2 protein-coding genes (1 of these 2 only partly in view) are annotated in these 24971 nt (G+C 67.6%); both read right to left on the bottom strand.

The annotated features are described in order from the left end of the window. Window positions 1-7112, bottom strand: partial view of a non-ribosomal peptide synthase/polyketide synthase gene (locus tag ACHQ4I_RS16635; protein WP_420772605.1) — the 5' end (the start) only. It extends 18322 nt beyond the left edge of the window; 7112 of the gene's 25434 nt are visible here — the first part of the coding sequence; it begins with the start codon at window positions 7110-7112; its stop codon lies beyond the left edge, outside the window. Beyond that, window positions 7112-24856, bottom strand: coding sequence for a non-ribosomal peptide synthase/polyketide synthase (locus ACHQ4I_RS16640; RefSeq protein WP_420772606.1), 17745 nt, complete (start codon window positions 24854-24856; stop codon window positions 7112-7114). Before ACHQ4I_RS16640 ends, ACHQ4I_RS16635 begins: the two co-directional genes overlap by 1 nt. Between the last annotated feature and the right edge of the window lie 115 nt (window positions 24857-24971).

The raw sequence follows: 24971 nt of genomic DNA on the forward strand, positions 1-24971 counted from the left end.
ACGACCAGATCGATGGACCGGCGCATCCCCAGTGCGACCAGGGAATCCGGTCCGACGCCCTGCTCGATGAGCCAGCGCGCCAGCCGGTACACCCGTCCGGCGAATTCGCCATAAGTCAGCGTCGCGTAGCGACTCGTTGGGGGGTGGTGGTCGGGTGACGGGTGGGCCAGCGTCGCGTAGCGACTCGTTGAGGGGTTGTGGTCGGGTGACGGCTGGGCCAGAGTTGTGCCGTCGAAGGTCAGCGCGGGTGCGTCCGGTGTCCGCGCTACCTGAGCGGCGAATAACGAAGCGAGCGTCTGGGTTTCGTCGAGCGCATGCGTCGTGTCGTTCCACCGAGCGAACAGCGACCGCTCGTCGGCATCCAGCAGCTCGATCTCGCCGATCCGGGTCCGCGGCGCTCCCGCCACGGTGGCCAGCACCCGCCGAAAGCGCGTGACGAAGGCGGCGACGGTCGACGCATCGAACAGGTCCATGGCATAGCGCAGGCTGCTGGTGAGCCCGTCATCCTCGGCGCGCTCGTTGACCACCAGGTGCAGATCGAATTTCGCACCGGTATCGGGCAATTCGACCGGTTCCACGGTCAGCCAGGGCACCTGGAGTGCGCGGCTGCCCGCGACCACGCGCGGTGGTGCACCGAAGCTGAACATGACCTGGAAAAGCGGATGCGCGCCGGTACTGCGGTCGACAGCCAGGGCATCGACCAGGCGCTCGAACGGCAGATCCGCATTGGCGAATGCCGCCAGATCGGTATCCCGCACGCCCGCGAGGAGTTCGGCGAAGGTCGCCGATGCGCTGACTCTGGTCCGCAGTACCAGGGTGTTGACGAACATGCCGATGAGCGCGTCGAGTTCACGTTCGCCGCGCCCGCCGACGGGCGAGCCGACCACCACGTCGTCGGTACCGCTCATGCGGGCGAGCGTCGCCGCGAAGGCCGCATGCACCACCATGAACAGCGTCGCGCCACTGCGCTGTGCGAGTGCGCGCAGGGCGGCCGCGATCTCCGGCTCCACCTCGAAATCCACCGCGGCGCCGCGATTCGACGGCAGCGCGGGACGTGCCCGGTCGGTCGGCAGCGCGAGTTGGGCTGGCACGCCGTCGAGGGTTTCGCGCCAGAATCGCAGCTGCTGGTGCGCCGGATCGCCGGGCCGGTCCTCGGCGCCGAGCAGCGCCCGATGCCAGAGACTGTAATCGGCGTACTGCACCGGCAGTTCCTGCCAATCCGGTGTCCGGCTGGTCAATCTGGCGAGGTAGGCGCGGACCAGATCGGTGATCAGCGGCGGCATCGACAGTGCGTCGGCCGCGATGTGGTGCACGACGAAGACCAGCACGTACTCGTCACCGGAGATCCCGCGCCGGTCGTCGACGCGGTCGACGCTCAAAAGTGCCACCCGCACGGGCAGTTCGGCGGTCACATCGAATCCGGCGCTCGTGATCGTGGCAATCGCGGCATTCAGATCAGCACGCTCGACGGGAACCGGATCGAGGGTCAGCCCGATCTCGCTCGACGCAAGGATGGACTGATACGGCCCGGATTCGCTGTCGGGATAGCAGGTGCGCAGCGATTCGTGCCTGGACAGCACATCCAGCACCGCGCGCTGCAGCGCGGTGACATCGAGCCGGCCGGTGAGCCGGAGCACGACCGGGAGGTTGTAAACGCTCGCGCCGCCGTCCTGGGTTTCGATCCGATTGAGGAACCACAGCCGCTGCTGGGCGGGCGAGAGCGGTATGCGCTGCGGACGCTCCTGACGCACCAGCGGCCGCGCGGGTGCACCGGCGCGGCTGAGTTCGTCGACGGCGGCGGCGAACCCCTCGACCGAAGACGCGTCGAATAGGGCGCGCACCGGGATTCGCGCACCGATGGCCTCCCCGGCCCGCGCGCTCACCTGGGTGGCGTCGAGCGAGCTGCCGCCGAGTGCGAAGAAGTCGTCATCGAGGCCGACCCGTTCGAGGCGCAGCACCTCGGCGAATATCGCGGCGACCAGACGTTGCGCCGCATTGGTCGGCGCTCGGAAACTCTTGGGCTGCAACACCGGAAGCGGCAGCGCGCTGCGATCCAACTTGCCGCTGGTGTTGAGTGGGAACTCGGACAGCTCCACCAGCGCGGTCGGCACCATATATCCAGGAAGACGCCGCGCCAGACCCACTTTGACCGCATCCAGGTCCAATGCGCTGCCCGGCGTACGAATCACATAGCCCGCCAGATAGTCACCGGTGTCCCCAGTGATCAGCCGGACCGCGGCCTGACCCACCTCCGCCGCGGCCAGCAATGCCGCCTCGATCTCGGCGAGTTCGATGCGCTGGCCACGGAACTTCACCTGGAAGTCGACCCGGCCGAGGTACCCGAGTTCGCCATCGACGCTCCAGCGCACCAGATCCCCGGTGCGGTACATCCGCGCACCGGGTCGACCGAATGGGTTGGCCACGAAGCGCTCGGCGGTCAGATCCACCCGGCCGTGATAGCCGCGGGCCAGCTGGTCACCGGCCAGATACAGTTCGCCCGGTACGCCGATCGGCACCGGATGCAGCCGCGAATCCAGCACATACACCTGGGAATTCCACTCGGGCTCGCCGATCGGCACCAGCTCGTCGGCAGCGGTGACCTCGCGGTAGGTAATGGATACCGCCGCCTCGGTCGGGCCGTACAGGTTGTGCAACGCGGCATCGCTCACGGCGTGGAACGCCGCGACGGTCTCCGGCGGCAATGCCTCACCGATGACGAAAACATCGCGCAGCGAATCGAGTTCCCCCGCCTCGGCATGGGCCGCGAACACCGCGAGCATCGATGGCACGAAGTCGGTCAGTGTGACGCCGTGGCGGGCAATGGTTTCCGCGATATAGCGCGGATCGCGGTGGCCGTCCGGCGCGGCGAGCAGCAGGGTCGCGCCCGCGCGCAGCGGCAGGAAATAGCCCCACAGCGATACGTCGAAGGTGGTCGCGGTCTTCTGCAGGTACACATCGCCACTGCGGGGCCGGTATTCGTCGTACATCCAGGCCAGCTGGTTGGCGATGGCCCGGTGCTCGACCGACACGCCCTTGGGTTTGCCCGTCGAACCGGAAGTGAAGATCACGTAGGCGGGATGCTCGGGTCGCAGGATCGCGCGGCGCTCGCCGTCGCCGATCTTCGCGGCCGAGTACTCCGACAGGTCGAGCTCGTCGACGTGGTGCAGGTGCACGCTCGGCGGCACGGTCGCGGGCAGGGTGAAACCGGTCCCCCGCGTGGTGAGTACGGAATGCGGCCGGGCGGTGTCGAGGATGTGCCAGATGCGCTCGGCCGGGTGGTCCGGATCTACCGGGACGTACGCACCACCGGCACGCAGCACCGCGTACATCGCGACGACCAACTCGATCGAGCGCGGCATCGCCAGCACCACCAGTGATTCCGGGCCGACGCCGCCGGCGATGAGCAGGCGCGCCAGCCGGTTGGCGCGCTCGGAGAGCTCGGTGTAAGTGAGTTCGGTCGTATCCGAGACCAGGGCCACGGCGTTCGGGGTCCGGCGCACCTGGTTGTCGAAGCCTTCGTGCAGAAAGCGATCGGCCACCTTGTGCCCGCTGGCATTCCAGCTGGCGGTGACGTAATCGAGTTCGCCCGCGTCGAGGAGTTCGATATCGCCGACCGCGATATCCGGATCGGCGACGGCCGCACGCAGCAGTCGGAGAAATTTCACACCGAACTCGCGCACGGTCGCGGCATCGAACAGATCGGTGGCATAGGTGAATTCGGCACGGTATCCGGATTCGTCCGCGCCGCCATCCGAGAGCGTCAGCTGGAGATCGAATTTCGCGAAGCCGGGATCGAAATCGACCAGCTCCGCGTCCAGACCGGGCATTGTCAGCGCGATCGGCCCGATGTTCTGCATGAACAGCGCGACCTGGAACAGCGGATGCCGTCCCTGGGAGCGGGCCGGGTTGACCACCTCGACCAGGCGCTCGAAAGGAATATCGCTGTGCGCGAAGGCATTCAGATCGCGCTCGCGCGCCTGGGCGACGAGATCCGCGAAACTCCTCTCGCCCCGCACCTCGGTACGCAAAACGAGGGTATTGACGAACATGCCGACCAGATCGTCCAAGGCGCGGTCGCCGCGCCCCGCGACCGGCGTGCCGATGGCGATATCGGATGTGCCGGACAACCGCGCCAACAGGACGGCGAGCGCGGCGTGCACGACCATGAACGGCGTCGCTCGGCTGCGGGCGGCGATCCGGTCGATCGCCCGACGTAGCTCCGCATCGATGGCGAACTCGTGGGTGGCCCCGCGATAGGACGCGACCGCGGGGCGCGGTCGATCGGCGGGCAGATCCAGCTGTGCGGGCAGCTCGGCCAATTCGGTGGCCCAGAACCCGAGCTGGCGCGCCGCCGTCGATTCCGGATCGGCCTCGTCGCCGAGCACCCGCTGCTGCCACAGCGCGTAGTCGGCGTACTGCACCGCCAATGCGGCCCACCCAGGCTTGCGGCCAGCTCGCCGGGCCGCATAGGCGGTGACGAGATCGCGCATCAGCGGACCCATCGAGACACCGTCCGCGGCAATGTGATGCACCACGAGCACCAGCGTGTGGTCCTCGGGTCCGCTGCGCAGCAGTCGAACCCGGACCGGGATCTCCTCCGCGATATCGAATCCCTGTACCGCGGTGGCCAATACGGCCCCCGACAGCTCGGCTTCGGGAACATCGGCCGGCGACAGGTCGAAGACGGCGTGCACCGAGCGCACCACCTGGACCGGACCGTCTTCGGTCTGCGGGTAGACGGTGCGCAGGATCTCGTGTCTGGCAACGAGATCGGTGATCGCCGCGGATAGCGCGGTGACCTCGAGTGCGCCGCGCAGGCGCAGCGCGACCGGGATGTTGTCCACCGCGGCGGTATCGAAGACGTAGGCCGATTCGATGTGCGTGCCGAGCCGGTTGAGAAACCACATGCGCCGCTGTGCCGGGGACAGCGGAATGTGTCGCGGCCGTATAACCGCCGTGAGGGCGGGCTGCGCGATTCCGACGCGCGACAGCCCCGCCAACGCCGCTACCGTCGGGCGGTCGAAGAAATCCCGGACATCAATGGTGATGCCGAGTGCGGTGCCGATCCGAGCGATGGCCCGGGTGGCAATGAGGGAATTGCCGCCGAGTGCGAAGAAATCGTCATCCGCGCCGACCCGCTCCGCACCGAGCAGTTCAGCGAATATCTCCGCGACCGCGATCTCATCGGCCGTCGCCGGGGCACGGTATTCGGCTGCACCGGAACCGAATACCGGTTCCGGCAGCGCGCGGCGATCGAGTTTGCCGTTCGCATTGATCGGCATCTCGTCGAGCACCATCACCAGCGGCGGCACCATGTAGTCCGGCAGGTCCCGCCGAGTCGACTCCAGCACCGCGGCCGGATCGACCGTGACCCCACGGTTCGCCACCACATAACCCACCAGATGGTCGCCGCCCGCGTGCCGGTGCAGCAGCACCGCGGCCTGCGCGACCTGTTCATTGCGCAAAAGCGCCGCCTCGACCTCGCCGAGCTCGATCCGCAGCCCACGCAGCTTCACCTGGAAGTCGATGCGGCCCAGATATTCCAGTTCGTCCGGGCCGCCGCCGCCATCGGTGACCCACCGAACGAGGTCGCCGGTGCGATACATCCGCTCACCCGGCGCGCCTTCAGGGTTGGCCACGAAGCGATCGGCCGTCAGTCCCGGACGCGCCACATAGCCGCGGGCCAGCTGCACACCGGCCAGGTACAGCTCACCGACCACGCCGCTGGCCACCGGCCGCAGATTGTCGTCCAGCACCAGCAATTCGGTGTCATCGGCGGGCGCACCGATCGGCACGGTGGTGCTATCGGCGGCGGTGACCTCATGTGCGGTGACGTCGACGGCGGCCTCGGTGGGACCGTACAGATTGTGCAGTGTCGCGCCGCTGATCTCGCGGAAGGCGGCCGCGGTGGCGGCGGGCAGCGCCTCACCGGAGGCGAAGACCAGGCGCAGCGTCCGCGCCGCGGTTTCGATCTGCGGTTCGGCCACGAATACCGCCAGCATCGAGGGCACGAAGTGCGCCACGGTGACGCCTCGTTCGGCGATCGTGCGGGCCAGGTAGGCCGGATCACGATGACCGTCCGGCGCCGCGATCACCAGCCGCGCGCCGACCTGCAACGGCCAGAAGAACTCCCACACCGAGACGTCGAAGGTGAACGGCGTCTTCTGTAGCACCACATCGTCGCCGCGTAGTCGATACAGCCGCTGACGCCACCGCAGATTCGCGAGGATCGAACGGTGCGATACCGCGACACCTTTCGGGCGGCCCGTCGAACCGGAGGTGAAGATGACGTAGGCCGCATTGTCCGCCGCCAGCGGCAAACGGTCGGCCGCCTCTTCGTCAGATGCCGCGCCATCGAATTCATCGATCCGCAGTACCGGGACATCCGGCCCGAGCGCCGGCTGATCCTGGGTCGTGGTGAGCACCAGGACCGGTGCGGCGACCTCGAGGACGTAACCGATGCGTTCGGCCGGATGCTCGGGATCGATCGGCACATACGCGCCGCCCGCCTTCAGAATCGCGTACATGCCGACCAGCAGGTCGAACGAACGACGAACGGCGAGTCCCACCAATGCGTCCGGGCCGACACCCAACTCGACCAGGTGCCGCGCGAGGGCGTTCACCCGGCCGTCGAACTCCGCATACGTCAGCGTCGCGCCCGCGAATTCCAGCGCCACCGCGTCCGGTGTCCGCCGCACCTGCTCCTCGAATTCGCTGACCAGCGTCTCGACCGGCGCGAAGGTTGTCGGCAGCACATGCGCCGCCGCCGTCAGCGCATCGTCGAGCAGCCCCTCGAGCACCGTGCCGAGCGCGCCGTCACCCGATTCCAGCAGTGCGGGCAGCTGACCGGAGACCACGACCGATACCAGCGCGTCGGCGCCGAGACCGCCGGCCATGGCCTCGTCCAGCACCATGATCTCGGTGGCAAGCGCGCCATAGGTGACGGTGGTGCTGTCGTGTCGCAGGGCGACCCGGTCCGGGTCCAGTTCGGCGACCTTATCGATCAGGCCGGGTAAGTCGTCGATGCCGTACGCCCGGCGCAGCGCCGAATGATCAGGCGCGGCAATACGGTTGCCGAGTCCGCTGGATGCGACCGAATCTGCGTGGGACATCAGCTAATTCCTTCCGAATCGACTTCCAACCCCGAGTTGGAGATCACGGCCCGAGCCTCGGTGCGCAGGGTCCGCAGCACCGCGGCCAGACCACTACCGCCGAGGGCGGCCAGGAGGCCGGGCACCAGCCCGGCCAGAGCGACATTGATGAGCGCTTCCGGTTTCGCGGTCGCACCCATGGCCTTGGCGACCGTCGCGAGCTTGGCGGCCAGCTCGCCGTAGGTCACCGTGTGCGCGTCGTGGGTGAAAGCGACGGCACCGGATGCGATATCGGCCGCGACCGCGATGAGCGCGGGCAAGTCCGCGAGCGTCGGCGCACTGTGCTGCTCATCGACACGCGACGACTGTTCGACTCGGCCGCGTTCGGCGGCGCTGCGAATGTCGATGGCGCGAATCGCGATCGACGGGTCTTGCGCGACGACCTCGAATACGCGCACCAGTCGCTCGGCGAACAGCCGGACCGTGGCGGCATCGAAGATGTCGGTCGCGTATCCGAACCGCATATCCAATCCGGCCAGATCCCCCGCCGCGTCGAACAACTCGATACCGGTCAGCTGCAGGTCGTACTTCGCCTCGGCGAGCGCGAGATCGAGCACTTCGACCTCGAGCCCCGGCAGCGCGACCTTGCCGGACGGCATGTTCTGGAAGGTGAACATCACCTGGAACAGCGGGGTATGGGCGCTGGATCTGGTCCGGCCGATGGCATCGACCACCTGCTCGAACGGCACATCGGCGTGCGAGAGCGCCGCGATATCGCGATCCCTGGCCTGCCGCAGCAGATCCGCGAAACCGGTGCGCGCGTCGACGTCGGTGCGCAGCACGACGGTATTGACGAACATGCCGATCAGATCGTCGAGTTCGCGTTCGCCGCGGCCCGCGACCGGTGCGCCGATGGCGATATCGGTGCTGCCCGACAGCTTGCTGAGCAGGACCGCGAATGCGCTGTGGATCAGCGTGAACAGCGTGGTTCCGTGTTCGCGGGCGATGGCGTCCAAACGTCCGGCGAGGTGCGCGTCGACCTCGAAATCGACTGTGGCGCCGCGCATATCCCTGCGGGCCGGGCGCGGCCGATCCGTCGGCAGCGGCAGTACCTCGGGCAGTCCCGCCAATTCCTTTGTCCAGTGCTCCAGTTGCCGGGACAGCAGGCTGCTCGGATCACGATCGGAGCCGAGTACCGCGCGCTGCCACTCGCTGTAGTCGGCGTAGTGGATCGGCAGTGGAGCCCAGTCGGGCGTGTGGCCCGCCGCCCGGGCGAGGTAGGCGCGCATGAGATCCCGCGTCATCGGGGCGACCGAATAGCCGTCGGCGCTGATGTGATGCAGCACCACGACCAGCAGGTGCTCTTCGATATCGGTGCGGAACAGCGCCGCACGCACCGGCGCAGCGGCGGTGATATCGAAACCGGCGGCAACGAATTCGTCGATTCGCATGTCGATCTCGTCCCGCGACACCGGGATCGGCTCGAGTTGGACCGCCATATCGGCAACAGGCAGCACCTGTTGGACCGGACCGGGCTCGGCATCCGGATACCGGGTGCGCAGGGTCTCGTGGCGTTCGATCACGTCCAGGATGGCCGAGTGCAGCGCCGCGATATCCAATGCGCCGCGCAGACGCAGCGCCGCCGGGATGTTGTAGGCCGAGGAGTCCGGCGCCAGTCGGTTGACCACCCACATGCGCTGCTGTGCCAGCGAAAGCGGTGCGGGCGCGGTGCCGGACCGGCGGGTGAGCGCGGGTCTGGCATCGTCGAAGTCGGCCAGATGCGCGGCGAGCAGCCCAACGGTCGGCGCTTCGAATACCGCGGCAACCGGTATCCGCACTCCCAGCGCCGAAGCCAACTGAGCCGACAACCTGGTCGCCAACAGTGAATTTCCGCCGAGCGCGAAGAAATCGGTATCCACCCCGACCTTGCTCCGACGCGCCGCCGAACCGATTACCTCCACAAAGGTTGCGGCGACCAACCGTTCGAGTTCGCTGGATGGCGCCCGGAAGTCCGCCGCGGTGAATACCGGATCGGGCAGCGCGGCGCGATCGACCTTGCCATTGGCATTGAGCGGCAACGACTCCAACACGACAACCGCGGCCGGCACCATATAGGTGGGCAGCTCCGCGGCCACCGCCGTACGCAGAGCACCGGCGAGCTCGGCGCATGGCTCCGGCACCGAGACATAGGCGATGAGCCGAGATCCGGCATTGTCATCCGCGCGCGCCACCGCCACCGCGGCTCGCACCTCGGGCAGCCGCAGCAGCGCGGTCTCCACCTCGCCGAGCTCGATCCGGAAGCCGCCGATCTTGACCTGGAAGTCCGCGCGCTCGAGGTATTCCAGCGTCCCCTCCGGACGCCAGCGGACGATATCGCCGGTCCGGTACATCCTGCCGACAGCGAAGGGATCCGCGACGAACCGGTCAGCGGTCAGGCCGGGCCTGCGCTGGTAGCCGCGCGCCAATTGCGCACCAGCCAAGTACAACTCGCCGGGCACACCCACCGGCACCGGCCGCAAACGCGCATCGAGCACATAGACCCGGCTGTTCCAGGCCGGCGTCCCGATCGGCACGACATGGGACCGATCGTCGACGACCTCGAAGGCAGTGATCGATACGGCGGCCTCCGTCGGGCCGTACAGGTTGAACAGTCGCGCACCGGTCTGTTCGGCCCGACGGCGGAATTCGATCGCGGTGGCGGCCGGCAGCGCCTCACCGATGGCGAGCACCTGCCGCAGCGACTCCGGCAGCGGCGCATCCGAGACCGCGAGCAGCATGCCGACCAGCGACGGCACGGCGTGCAGCACCGTCACCGCGTGCCGTTCGATCAGGGCGCGGAGCCGATCCGGATCGCGTTCGGTCCCCGGCGCGGTCACCACGAGGCGACCACCCGTGGTCAGCACCGACCAGAACTCCCATACCGACAGGTCGAAGGTCGCCGGAGTCTTGAGCAACGCGCGTGCGTCCGGCCCGGACGCGAATCGGTCACGCAACCAGGCCAGTTGATTGACGATCGCGGCGTGCGCGATGGTGACGCCCTTGGGCAGCCCGGTCGACCCGGACGTGAAGATCACGTATGCCGGGTGCTCGGGCCGCAATGGTCCAATACGCTCGTCATCCGTGATCGGCGTCGCGGGGTATTCCGACAGCTCGAGCCGGTCCACTTCCAATACGGGAAGGGATGTTTCGATGGGCAGCCCGTCGCGTGATGTCGTCAGAACACAGACGGGCGCGGCAGTCTCGACGATGTGGGCGATCCGGTCGACCGGATGATCCGGGTCGATCGGCACATAGGCACCACCGGCCCGCACCACCGCATACATGGCGACCACCAGCTCGACCGAGCGCCGCATCGCGAGCACGACGCTCGCCTCCGGGCCCACTCCGTCGGCAATCAGCTTGCGCGCCAGCCGATTGACCATCGCATCGAATTCCGCATAGGTGAGCGCGGACTCGGACGTCGCATCGATCAAAGCGATGTCGTCGGGCGTCGATGCCGCCTGGGTGTCGATGAGATCCGCCAGCGTCGCCGACGCCACCGGGTGCAGCGTCCGGTTCCACTCCTCGAGCAACTGCGCCCGCGATACCTCGCCGAGCAGGTCCAGCTCGCCCACGGCTGTATCCGGCTCGGCGAGCACCACATCGAGAATCCGAAGCAGCTGCTCGCTGAACCGCTGTGCGCTCGCGGCCTCGAACAGATCGGTCGCATACCCCAGTGCCAGGTCGATACCCTGCGGTGCGCCATCCGCGTCGTAGTGATCGACAGCGAACAGATGCAGATCGAATTGCGCCACACCGCTGTCGAATTCGAGCTCGTGCACCTCGAGTCCGGGCAGCCGGAGTGCACCGCGCTCGTGGTTCTGGAAGGAATACCCGACCTGGAACAGCGGATGCCGCGACGTCGACCGTTCCGGATTCAGCACCTCCACCAGGCGCTCGAACGGCACATCCGCATGTGAGAAGGCCGCGATATCCGCTGCCCTGGCCCGGCCCAGCAGCTCATCGAAGCTTTCCGCGCACTCGACCCGGGTCCGCAACACCAGGGTGTTGACGAACATGCCGATGACATTGTCGAGTTCGGCATCGCCCCGCCCCGCGATCGGCGTCCCGACCGCGATCTCCGCACTGCCGGACAGCCGAGCCAGCAGCGCGGCAAAGGCCGCATGTACGACCATGAAGAGCGTCGCGCCGCTGCGCCGTCCGAGCGCCACGAGTCCGGCATGCGATCGCGCATCGATCGCGAACTGCACCTTCGCGCCGCGCAGACTCTGGCGCGCGGGCCGCGGGTGATCGGTCGGCAGGGTCAACTGATCCGGCAACCCGGCCAGCGCCCGCGTCCAGTACGCGATCTGTTGCGACGACAGCGATTCTGGATCATCTTCGCTGCCTAGCAGTTCCCGCTGCCACAGCGCGTAGTCCGCGTATTGCATGGCCGGCGGAGTCCAGCCGGGTGCGCTGTCGTTCAGGCGCGCGGTGTAGGCCAGCATCAGGTCCCGGACGAACGGTGCGAGCGAAGACCCGTCCGCGGCGATGTGATGCAGCACGGCGGCCAGGACGAACTCGTCGCGTCCCGCGATCCGCAACAGCCGCATCCGCACCGGAATGTCGACGGTCACGTCGAATGTCGTCGCGGTCAGCTCCCGAATCCGTTCCGGCAGATCGGCTTCGGTGCTGTCGATCGGATACAGCGACGGAACCGCCTCCGCGACCGGCACGATCAGCTGCGTCGCCACCCCGTCGACCTCCGGATAACGCGTCCGCAGCGATTCGTGTCGACCGACCAGATCGCCGACCGCCGCCTGCAGTGCCGCGATATCCAACGCGCCGGTGAGCCGCAGCGCCACCGGAATGTTGTAGGCGATCGAATGCCGATCGAACCGGTTGAGGAACCACATCCGCTGCTGCGCGGGCGACAGCGGAATCCGTGCGGGACGCGCACCGGCCACCAGCGCGGGCCTTATCGCACCCGAATCGTTCTCGGCGACCGTAGCGGCGAGATCGGCCACCCGCGGCGACTCGAACAGCGCGCGGACGCCGACGGTACGGCCGAACGCGGCGCCGAGTCGGGCAGCGGCCTTGGCGGCCAGCAAGGAACTGCCACCGAGCGCGAAGAAGTCGTCATCCGCACCGACCAGACCGTCATCGGCCATGCCGAGAACATCCGCGAAGACCCCGGCGACGATCTCCTCGGCGACCGTCCCCGGCTTGCGGTAGGTCATCGCCTCGAACACCGGCGCGGGCAGCGCGGCACGGTCCAGCTTCCCGTTGACGGTCAATGGGATGCGATCCACCATCACGATCGCGGCAGGCACCATGTGCTCGGGCAACCGGCGTGCGAGCCGCTGTCGCAGCTCCATGGGGTCCATCGCGGCAAGACCCACCACATACGCGACGATGCGCGGCTCATCGACCAGATCGGTCCGCACGACGACCGCCACCTCACGCACCGAATCGGCCGCATCCAGCAGCGCCGCCTCGATCTCACCCAGCTCGATCCGGAACCCACGCAGGTTGACCTGCTGATCGGCCCGGCCCAGATACTCCAACTCACCGTCGGCCGTCCAGCGTGCGAGATCGCCGGACCGATAAGCCAGTGCGCCGTCACCGGCGTACGGATCGGCAACGAACCGACTCGCGGTGAGTGCGGGCCGACCGAGATAGCCGCGCGCCAACTGGCCGCCGGAGACATAGATTTCACCGGGCACCCCGACCGGCACCGGCCGCAGCCGGGCATCGAGCACCCGCACGACCAATCCCGGTATGGCGCCGCCGATTACGCTCGCCGAACCGGTGCCCGCCTCGATCCGCCGGTAGGAGACGTGCACGGTGGTCTCGGTGATGCCGTACATATTCACCAGCCGCGGCGAGCGCGGATGCCGAGCGAACCAGCCCGCGAGCCGCTGCGGTTCCAGCGCCTCGCCACCAAAAATCACGTGGCGCAAAGCGAGTTCAACAGGCGGTGCGGCGGCTTGCGCGGCAATCAATTGATAGAAGGCCGACGGTGTCTGGTTCAGCACCGTCACCCGCTCGGCGGCGAGCAGTTCCAGGAACTGCTGCGGCGAGCGCGAGGTGTAGAAGTCGACCACCACGAGCGTGCCGCCGTGCAGCAGCGCGCCCCACAGCTCCCAGACCGAGAAGTCGAAGGCGTAGGAGTGGAACATCGTCCAGACGTCCGATGGACCGAAATCGAAGTGGCTCCGGGTGTTGTCCAGCAAGCGCAGGACATTGCGGTGCGGTATGACCACGCCCTTCGGCCGCCCGGTGGATCCGGAGGTGTAGATGACATAGGCCGTGTGCGCGGGATCCAGCGGTGCACGTCGCTCGGCCTGGGTGATCGGCGCTGGGTCGATCGCATTCAGATTCGCGGCGATATCCAGGACGGGCCCGCCGAACCAACCGGGTGTCAATTCGGTCGTCGCACCGGTGATCGCACAGATCGGTCGCGCGTCATCGAGTACGTATTCGATCCGATCCGCCGGGTAGTTCGGGTCGATCGGCAGATATCCACCGCCCGCCTTGACCACCGCGAGCAGTGCGACCACCAGTTCCACCGAGCGCGCAAGCGCCACCGCCACAAGTGTTTCCGGACCGACTCCGGCGGCGATGAGCCGCCGGGCCAGACGGTTCGACCAGGCGTCGAGTTCGGCATAGGTCAGTGATCGGCCGCCCGCGCGCACCGCGATCGCCGTCGGATCCAGCGCGGCGGCCAGCGCGAACCGATCCGCCAAAGTGGTGGTCTCGGTAACGTAGGCCACTGCGGGAGTGGCCCATTCGTGCAGCGCCCGATGCTGCTCCTCGGCGCTGAGCAGTTGGATATCACCGACCACCACCGTGGCATCGGCCGCAATGGCGGCCAGCACCTGGGTGAACCGACGACCCAATACCGCGATCGTACCCGCATCGAAAAGGTCTGTTGCGTAAGTGATCTCGATATCCATGCCATCGGCACGGCCATCCGCGTCATCGGATTCGACCACCGTGAACTGCAGGTCGAATTTTGCGGCGGCCGCCGCGAATTCGACCGGCCGCACCACGAGATCGGCGAGCTCGAGCCGGGGCAGCGTGAAGTTCTGGAAGGTCAGCGCCACCTGGAACAATGGATGCCGGTTCTGCGCCCGCGCGGGCGCGATGGCCTCGACCAGCCGCTCGAACGGCACATCCGCATTCGACAGCGCCTCGATATCCTGCGCGCGCACGGTGTCCAGCACCGTCTCGAACCGCGCCCTGATGTCGATATGCGTGCGCAGCACGAGGGTATTGACGAACATGCCGACGAGTCCATCCAGGGCCGCATCACCGCGACCGGCGACCGGCGTGCCGATCGCGATGTCCTCGCCGACGGACAGGCGCGACAGCAGCACCGCGAGCGCCGCGTGCATCGTGCTGAACAGCGTGGTCTCCCGCTTACGCGCCAGCTCCCGCAGTTCACTGTGCAGATCCGAATCGATGCGGAGCCGGTGCGTATCACCGCGATACGACGAGACGGCCGGGCGCGGACGGTCGGTGGGCAACTCCAGCTGCTCCGGCAGCCCGGCAAGCGTGCGCCGCCAGTACGCGAGCTGACGGTGCGCCTGGGACTCCGGATCGTCATCGACGCCCAGTGTCTCGGCCTGCCACAGCGTGTAATCGGCGTACTGCACGGGCAGCTCAGCCCATTCGGGCGCAATGCCGTTGCGGCGAGCCGCAAAGGCAGTCATCAGATCACCCGCGAGCGGGCCGAGTGAGAAGCCGTCGGCCGAAATATGGTGCAGCACAAGCGCGAGCACATGCTCGTACGCCTCACCATCGGTGATCGCGAACAACCGAGCCCATAGCGGCGGCTCCGACGTCAGATCGAAGGTGGCCGCCGCGAATTCGTTGAGACGCTCTGTTAGTTGAGCTTCGGTGACCGGCTCCGACCGCAGCGCCGGAACAGCCTGCGCCGCAGGGATGATCACCTGCTCCGGCCCGTCCGGTCCGTCCGGAAAGACGGTGCGCAGGCTCTCGTGCCGGGCGACCACATCCGCCAGGGCGACGGCCAAAGCCTCGACATCCAGCTCACCGGTGAGCCGCAGCGCAACCGGAATGTTGTCCACAGCATCCCCGGGCCCGGATTCGTCACCCGTGAGAAACCGGTTGAGGAACCACATGCGCTGCTGAGCGGGCGAGAGCGGAATCCGCTGCGGGCGCGGCCGCGCGGTCAACGCGACATAATCCCCCGGACCTTGCCGCAGCTCATCCGCGAGCGCCGCGACCGTGGACGCCTCGAACAGCGTCCGCACCGGCAGCCGCGTATCCAGCGCCGCACCCAACCTGGCCACGACCTGAGTGGCGGTCAGCGAATTTCCGCCGAGGGCGAAGAAGTCATCGTCCAGGCCGACCCGCTCGACCCCCAGGACCTCGGCAAAGGTCCGGGCGACGATCTCCTGCATCGCCGTGCCGGGCGCACGGAAGACCGCGACCTCGAAGACGGGCGCGGGCAATGCCTTGCGATCCAGCTTCCCGGAGGCATTGAGCGGAAACGCGTCGAGCACCACATATGCCGACGGCACCATATACGCGGGCAGTTGCCTGGTCAGCGCGGATTTCACAGCATCGGTGTCGACCGTCGCACCGGCTGCCGCGACGACGTACGCCACCAGCTGCTGCCCCTCCCACAGCACAACAATCGCCTGCGCGATCGAATCGAGCGTGGCCAGCGCGTTTTCGATATCGCCGAGCTCGATCCGCAAGCCGCGCAGCTTGACTTGGAAATCGGTGCGGCCCAGATACTCGAGCTCGCCATCCGCACGCCAGGCCACCAGATCGCCGGTGCGATACATCCGCGCACCGACACCGAACGGATTCGCCACGAACCGGTCGCCCGTCAGATCGGGCCGCGCCACATACCCGCGCGCCAATTGCGCACCGGCCAGGTACAGCTCACCGGGCACCCCCACCGGCACCGGACGCAGCCACCCATCGAGCACATAGACCTGGGTATTGGCTACCGGCGCACCGATCGGCACACTGTCCACATCGGCGTCGGTGACCTCGTGACCGGTGACATCCACCGCCGCCTCGGTCGGACCGTACAGATTGTGCAGCGCCGCACCCGTCAACGCACGCAACCGATGAGCGGCCTTGGGCGACAACGCTTCCCCGGACGCGAACACCATCCGCAGCGAGTCACACTGCGCCGCCGCAGGTTCGGCGACGAACACCACCAACATCGACGGCACGAAGTGCACGACAGTGACGCGCTCGCGGCGAATGACGGCCGCCAGATATGCCGGGTCGCGATGTCCGTCCGGCTGCGCGACAACCAGTCGTGCGCCGATCTGCAAGGGCCAGAAGAACTCCCACACGGAGACATCGAAGGTGGCGGGCGTCTTCTGCAACACCACATCATCGGCGGTCAGCGCGTAGGCGTCCTGCATCCACACCAGGCGATTGACGATCGCGGCGTGCGACACCGCGACACCCTTGGGCCGCCCCGTCGAGCCGGAGGTGAAGATCACGTATGCGGCATTGTCCGGTACCAACGAGCCGAGCCGATCGTCATCGGTGACCGGCGCATCCGAATAGTCCGAAGTATCGAACAGATCGACATCGAGCACCGCCCAAGCCCGCGAGCGGCCCTCGGTGACGAGATCCAGCCCATCGTCCGAGCGAGTCAGTACACACACCGGCCGAGCGACCCGCAGTACCTGGGTGATCCGCTCGGCAGGGTGATCCGGATCCACCGGAACATACGCACCGCCCGCGGCCAGCACGGCATACATGGCAACGACCAGGTCCACCGATCGCCGCATACCTATCGCCACCGTGGTATCCGGGCCGACACCGATGGACACCAGCAGCCGCGCGAGCCGATTGACCCGGCCCGCGAATTCCGCATACGTCAGCGATTCATCCTCGAATGAAACCGCGACGGCGTCCGGCGTCCGCGCGACCTGCGCCTCGAACAGCGATACCAATGACGCGTCGGCATCGACCGGTCGCCGCGTCGCGTTCCAGGATTCGAGAATCAGCCTCCGCTCGTCGTCGGAGAGCAGATCGATATCGCCGATCCGCACCCACGGATCGGCGAGCGCGTCGAGCACGCGGTGCAACCGGGTCGCGAAGCGGGCAACCGTCTGCTCGTCGAACAGGTCGGTGGCGTACTCGAAGGTCGCGGCCATGCCCGTGGGGGACCCCGTGGCATCAACGGTCTCGGTGAGCGTCAGCTGTAGATCGAATTTCGCGGTCCGCGTGTCGATATCGAGTCGCGAGGCCGCCAGCCCGGCCAACTCCAGGCTGGTCTGGGCGGTGTTCTGGAAATCGAGCATGACCTGGAAAAGCGGATGTCGCGCCGCGGAGCGCTCCGGATTCAGCACCTCGACCAGCCGCTCGAACGGCACATCGGCGTGTGCGAAGGCGCGCAGATCACCGTCGCGCACCGCCTCGATCAGGTCGGCGAAGCAGAGCTCGGGATGCACGTCGGTGCGCAGCACAAGCGTGTTGACGAACATGCCGACCAGATCGTCGAGTGCCTGGTCACCGCGTCCGGCAATCGGCGTACCGATGGCAGTATCCTGCTGCCCAGCGAGTTTCGCCAGCAACGTGGCGAATGCCGCATGCACCACCATGAACAGCGAGGCGTTCGCACCCTCGGCCACGCCGCGCAGTCGGCGATGGGTCGCGGCACCGATGGTGAAGGCGTAGCGAGCGCCCCGGCCCGAGGCGACCGCAGGACGCGGCCGGTCCCCGGGCAACGTCACAACATCCGGCAGACCGGCCAATTCGGCCGTCCAGTACCGGATCTGCTCGGCGATCAGCGATTCCGGATCATCCTCCGCGCCGAGCGTTTCGCGCTGCCACACCGTGTAGTCGGCGTATTGCACCGGCAGCGGCGCCCAGTTCGGCTCGTCACCCGCGCAACGTGCCGCATAGGCGACCATCAAATCCCGGGTGAGCGGCGCGATGGACCATCCGTCCGCGCTGATGTGATGGATCGAGACGACCAGCACATGCTCGGCAGACCCGGTGCACAGCAAGGTCAGGCGAATCGGCGGCTCCAGATCGATCGCGAAAGGCATTGCCGCCACGTCTCGAATCCGATCGGCCAGCGCGGCGGCATCGACGGGCTCGGGTACGAGCGAAATCGCGACGGTATCAACCGGCAGCACCTGCTGGTGCGCAACACCGTCGATCGCCGGATACCTGGTGCGCAACGCTTCATGCCTGGCTAGGACATCCGCAAGAGCATCCGTCAGAGCCATGAGCTGCAAAGCGCCGACCAGCCGCACCGCAGCGGTCAGATTGTTCGCAACAGAATCCGCGTCGAACTGATCGAGGAACCACATCCGCTGCTGCGCATACGACAGCGGCACCACCTCGGGGCGAGCACCCGCGACCAGCGCCCGCCGCTTGCGCCCCGACCCCTGACCGGGCAGATGCGTCGCCAACGCGGCCACCGTCGAATGTTCGAACAGCAGCCGCACCGGAACCTCGACACCGACTACCGCGCCGATCCGCGCGGCAATCTGTGTGGCCACCAGCGAGTTCCCGCCGAGTGCGAAGAAATCGTCGTCCAGGCCGACCCGGTCGAGCCCGAGCACGGCCGCGAAGACTTCCGCCACCCCGCGTTCGGCTGTCGTGGTCGGAGCGCGAAATGCCTTGGCAGCCAACACCGGATCGGGCAGCGCCTTGCGGTCCAACTTGCCCGAACTGGTCAACGGCATCTCCGCCAGCGCGACATAGGCGGTCGGCACCATATACGACGGCAATACTGCACGCAGCCGCTGCTCCAACACCTCACCCAGCTCCGCCTCCGGAATGGCGGAGACAACATAGGCGACCAGCAGCTCACCGGCGGCATGCTCGAACACCCGAACCGCCGCCGCCCGCACCTCTGCCACCGCGACGAGCGCCGCCTCGATCTCCCCGAGCTCGATCCGCTGCCCGCGCAGCTTCACCTGAAAGTCACTGCGCCCCAGGTACTCCAGCTCCCCCGCCCGATTGCGTCGCACCAGATCACCGGTCCGGTACATCCGCGCACCGGCCGGCCCGTAGGGGTTGGCCACGAAACGCTCGGCAGTCAACTCGGCGCGGCCGTGGTAACCCCGTGCCACCTGGACCCCGGACAGGTACAACTCGCCGACCACCAGGTCCGGCACCGGCCGCAACCGCGCATCGAGCACCAGCGCCTGACTCGCGCGCACCGGTCGACCGATCGGCACCGGCCCCTTCGCCGCCGCATCGACCGCCGCATAGGTGGCATGCACCGTGAATTCCGTTGGGCCGTAAAGATTGTGCAGCGCGGCCCGACTTACCGCGGCGAAGCCAGCGGCCACCTCACCGGTCATCGCCTCACCCGCCACGAAAACGGTGCGCAACGAGGCGATCTCGGCCACGCCCGTCATATCGGCGAATACCGTCAGCATCGACGGAACGAATGAGGTCATCGTCACCCCGTGCGCGGCAATGGTCGCGGCCAGATACGCACTGTCCCGGTGCCCGTCGTGTTCGGCCACCACCATGCGCGCGCCCCGCGCCAACGGCGCGAACAACTCCCACACCGATACGTCGAAGGTCGCCGGAGTCTTGAACAGCACCACATCGTCGGATCCGATGCCGTATTCGTCGGCGATCCAGTCGATCTGGTTCGCCACCGACGCATGCGATACCGCGACACCTTTCGGCTTACCGGTGGATCCCGAGGTGAAGATCACGTATGCCGTATTGGTCGACCGCAACGGATGCGGACGATCGGAATCCGTCACCGGCGCATCCGAATAACCGGTGCAGTCGAGTGCATCGACCGCCAACACCACCGAATCGGATTCGACCGACCATCCGTCACGAGCTCGGGTCAGCACGCAGACCGGCCGGGCCGCGGCGACGACGTGCGCGCGCCGCGCGGCCGGTTGATCCGGATCCACCGGCACATACCCGCCGCCAGCGGTCAGCACGGCATAGGCCGCCACCACGAACTCCACCGACCGCCGCATACCGAGCACCACCAGCGCCTCGGGACCGACCCCGGCCGCGATCAGCCGACGCGCAAGCCGATTGACCCGCGCCGACAACTGCGCATATGTCAGCGCGCCATGCCGATCGACCAGGGCCACGGCATCGGGCGTGCGCCGCACCTGCGCCTGGAACCCGGCCAACAGGGTGACCGCGCGGCTCATCGGCGACTCGGCGACTCCGCACTCGATCGCGCGCTGCCGACCGGCCGCGTCGAGCAGCGGCAGATCCCCCACCGGCAGCTCGGCATCGACCACCACCGCCCGCAATAGCCGGACCAACCACTGCGCGTAGTCCGCGATCGTTGTTTCGTCGAATAGATCTGTGGCGTAGGTGAATTCCGCCCGGACCCCCGCCGGTGCCGGACCTTCCCCGAGTCCGGCACCGGCGAAGCCGTCGGTGACCGTGAGCTGGAGATCGAATTTGGTCACTCCGGTCTCCAGCGTACTGGTGCAGACCGACAAATCTGGGAGTTCGAAGGCGATGTCCGCGGCATTGTCGAAGGCGAGCAGCACCTGGAACAGCGGATGCCGTGCCTGCGAGCGCGCCGGATTGATGGCCTCGACCAGCTGCTCGAATGGCAATTCGGCATGACCGAAGGCGGCGAGATCGGTTTCACGCACCCGCGCGAGCAGGGCGGAGAAGGGCGCGGCGGCATCGATAGTGGTTCGCAGCACCAGGGTGTTGACGAACATGCCGACCAGGTCGTCCAGTGCCCGTTCCCCACGTCCGGCCACCGGCGTACCGATCACAATGTCGTCGCCACCGGCCAGCCGCGACAAGAGCACCGCGAACGCGGCGTGCAGCACCATGAAGTTGGAGACACCCTGGGCACGTGCGAGTTCCGTCACTCCCGCGTGCAGGTCACCGGGCAGCTCGAACCGGAAAACCGAGCCCCGCCCGGACGACACCGCCGGCCGCGGCCGGTCGGCGGGCAGCTCGATCAGATCGGGCGCACCGGCGAGCGTAGCGGTCCAGAACTCGAGCTGCCTGGCCAATGGCGCGGCCGGATCCGTTGCGGAGCCGAGCAATTCACGCTGCCAGAGGCTGTAGTCCGCGTACTGCACCGGCAGCGGCGACCAGTCGGGTGCCATGCCCACATGACGCGATCCGTAGGCCGACATCACATCTCGCGCCAAGACCCGCAGCGACAACCCATCGGCGGCAATGTGATGCAGCACGAGCGCCAATGCGCAGCTCTCGTCATCGACCAGGAAAATCCGGGCCCGAATGGGTATTTCACGCTCGAGGTCGAATCCGAGCGCCGCGAACCGCGCCAACGCCACGGTCAGTTCATCGTCGCCGATCGTCTCGGGCTCGCCCACGACGAACGCCTCGTCCGCGGACAACACCACCTGCTGCGCGGCCCCCTCCGCCGTCGATACCGCGGGAAAGATCGTGCGAAGCACCTCATGCCTGCCGACCAGATCGGCCAACGCCCACCGCAGCGCGGCCACATCGACCGCACCGCGCATCCGCACCACGAACGGCATGTTGTATCCGGCGCTGGAACTCTCGAACCGGTTCAGGAACCAGATCCGCTGCTGCGCCGGAGATAGCGGAACCAGCGACGGCCGGTGTCGCGCCCGCAGCAGCGCGAGCACCGGCACGTCGCTGGATCCACCCGCCCGCTCGATGAGTTCGGCGAGTGCGGACACCGTGGTGGCGGTGAACAATTCGCGAACTCCGAGCCGACAGCCCAGATCGGCGCCCAATCGCGCCGCGACCTGGGTGGCCACCAAGCTATTTCCGCCGAGGGCGAAGAAATCGTCGTCCCGCCCGACCCGATCGCGGCCCAGCACCTCGGCGAACACCCGCGCGACCGCCGCCTGCACCGGCGTCGCCACCCCCGCGTATTCGGTCGCGGTCCGCTCGGGCACGGGCAGCGCGGCACGATCCAATTTGCCGGAGGCATTGACCGGCAACGCGTCCAGCAGCACGAATGCCGCGGGCACCATATACGCGGGCAGCGCCCGCATCGCCGCGGTCCGCAGCTGGGCGCGAGAGACCGTGCCGGGTTCGGATTCGACGACATACGCGACCAACTGCTCGCCGATCCCGGCGTCATCGCGCACCACGACCACCGCACGCACCACCGAATCGACGGCGCCCAGCACGGCTTCGATCTCACCGAGCTCGATCCGCAACCCGCGCAGCTTGACCTGGAAATCGGTGCGACCCAGATACTCCAGCTCGCCATGGGTGGTCCAACGGACCAGATCGCCGGTGCGGTACATCCGTGCGGCCGGGCCGCCGAACGGGTCGGCGACGAATCGGTCGGCGGTGAGTCCGGGTCGGCCGACATAGCCACGGGCGAGCTGTACCCCCGACAGATACAGCTCGCCCGAAGCCCCGACCGGTACCGGCCGTAGCCGCGAATCGAGCACATAGAGCCGGGTATTGAAAACCGGCGCGCCGATCGGCACCGAGAGGGTATCGGTGTCGGTCACTTCATGGAAGGTGACGTCGACCGCCGCCTCCGTGGGACCGTACAGATTGTGCAGCCGCGCACCGGTCAGCACCCGCAGCCGCTGGGCGAGCGCGGCGGGCAGCGCCTCACCGGAGGCGAAAACCGTGCGCAGTGAGCCGCGATGGGTGAAATCCTGTTGCGCCAGAAACGCTTCCAGCATCGATGGCACGAAATGTACTGTCGTCACACCATATTCGGCGATTACGGCACGCAGATAAGCGGGATCGCGATGACCGTCATGCTCGGCGAGCACCAGCCGCGCCCCGACCTGCAACGGCCAGAAGAACTCCCACACCGACACGTCGAAGGTGGCGGGCGTCTTCTGCAGCACCACGTCGTCCGCCGAGAGCCGATAGATCTGCTGCATCCACACGAGCCGATTCACGATCGCCTCATGCGTGACGGCCACGCCCTTCGGCAGCCCGGTCGATCCCGAGGTGAAGATCACATAGGCGGGCTGTCCCGGCCGCAGCGCGGTCGTGCGCTCCCGATCCCAGATCGGACCATCCGCGTAGCCCGCCAGATCCAGCCCATCGACCCCGATCACCGGCACCCCGGAAAGCTCCTGTGCCGCAACGACCCCGGTGGTCAGCACGCACGCGGGCCGGGCCGTGGCCAGAATGTGCGCGGTGCGCTCGGCCGGATGATCCGGATCCAGCGGCACATATGCCGCCCCCGCCGCGAGAATCGCGTACATCGCGACGACGAGCTCCGGCGAGCGGCGGATGTTAACCGCGATCAGCGTTTCGGGTCCGACGCCGAGCCCGATCAGATGCCGTGCCAGCCGGTTGCTGCGGGCCGCGAGTTCCCGGTATGTCAGGTCCCGCGCACCGGCGAATCGCACCGCGACCGCATCCGGCGTCCGCCCGGCCTGTGCCTCGAACATCGACACCAGCGTCGGCGCACCAGCGACCGCCGTGTGCACGTCGTAGGCGGTCGCATTCCAAATCCTGGTGCTGACCTCGAGTTCCAGTGCGGTCGCCACCGTCACCGCCGCCATCGGCGTATCGATCTCGGCGGCCACCAACCGCCGCAGGTACTGGAAAAACCGCGCGTGATGACGCGCGATGTCATCGGCGGCGTAGAGATTCGGATTCGCCTCGAAGTCGACGTGCACGCTGTCGCGCTCGCCGTAATAGACATTGAGGCTCAGATCCTCCACCGGCCCGGTGGAGAGCACGTGATAGCGCCCAACCGTATCGCCCAGGGTCAGCTCGCTGCCGAACAGCATGATGTTGGCCAGCGGACCGAATAGCGCGCGGCGTGCGGGACGCCCGTCGTGCTCCACATCGCGGCGGATGTCCTCGTGCCGATACCGCTGGTGACGCAGTGCGCCCGCCACCTCCACCCGCGTCGCGCGCAGCAGCTCACCCCAGGTGCCGTCGACCGCCAGCCGCAGCGGCACGATATTCGACAGCATCCCCGCCGACCGCCGCATCAGCGCCGTGGTGCGCGCCGTCACCGGCAGGCTCAGCACCGCCTCGCCCCGGTCGGTGAGCCGCCCGAGATATCCGGCGAAGGCCGCGAGCAGCACCACGGCCAGCGTCGAATCCTGGCTCGCCGCAAGGGTATTCATCTGCTTGACCAGCGCGTCCGGCAGCACCCGTCCGGCGATCAGATTGGTCGCCGACCGCGGCGCGGTGCGCCCGTCCAAACTGGTCGCGCCATCGAGCCCGGCCACCCGCTCGGCCCAGTGCACCCGATCGGTCTCGAAGCGGGTGCTGTCGCGATAGGCGAGTTCGCCGTCGACCAGTTCGGTCAGCGCACCAGGCTGCACCACTGGCGGCTGGGTACCCAGCACCCGGGCGGTGTACAGCTCGGCCACCCGCTGGGTATTGGTCAGCGCGCCGAAGCCGTCGAGCACGATGTGGTGCGCCCGCATGTACCAGAACGACCGCTGGTCGGCGACCCGCAGCACGGCGCCCGCGAACAGCCGATCGGCCAGCATATCGACCGGCGCGCTCGCCTCGGCCCGCATCCATTCGTGTGCCGCCGCCACCGGATCGGCGTGCTCGCGCAGGTCCAGCACCTGGATATCAACGGAATTCGCCGGATCCACCCACTGCGTCGGCGCACCACCGGACTCACCGAGGCGCACCAGCACCGATTCGTACTCGCGCGCCGCCTCGATCGACACCTCTTGCAGGATCGCCGGATCCAACGCTCCCGGCACATCCACGTACTGGGCCACATTGATCGGCACGTCCGGATCGAGCAGCTGCGCGTACCAGACCCCCAACTGCGCCGGAGCAAGCGGAAACGGTCGCGACCCGGCATGCGCTGACCCGTCCGGGCGCGCCCCACCCAACTCCGTATCGTGCACCAGAGCCTCCTCGTTCGGCGAAAAAACAGCTGGCCGAATGCTTTTGGGCACGACGAATAAGCCCCTGCGGCAACACGGATCAGCGTTGACGCATGGCTGGGACGCCACCACAAGA

The organism is Nocardia nepalensis, assembly GCF_048910785.1.
GTDB classification, from domain to species: Bacteria; Actinomycetota; Actinomycetes; order Mycobacteriales; family Mycobacteriaceae; genus Nocardia; species Nocardia nepalensis.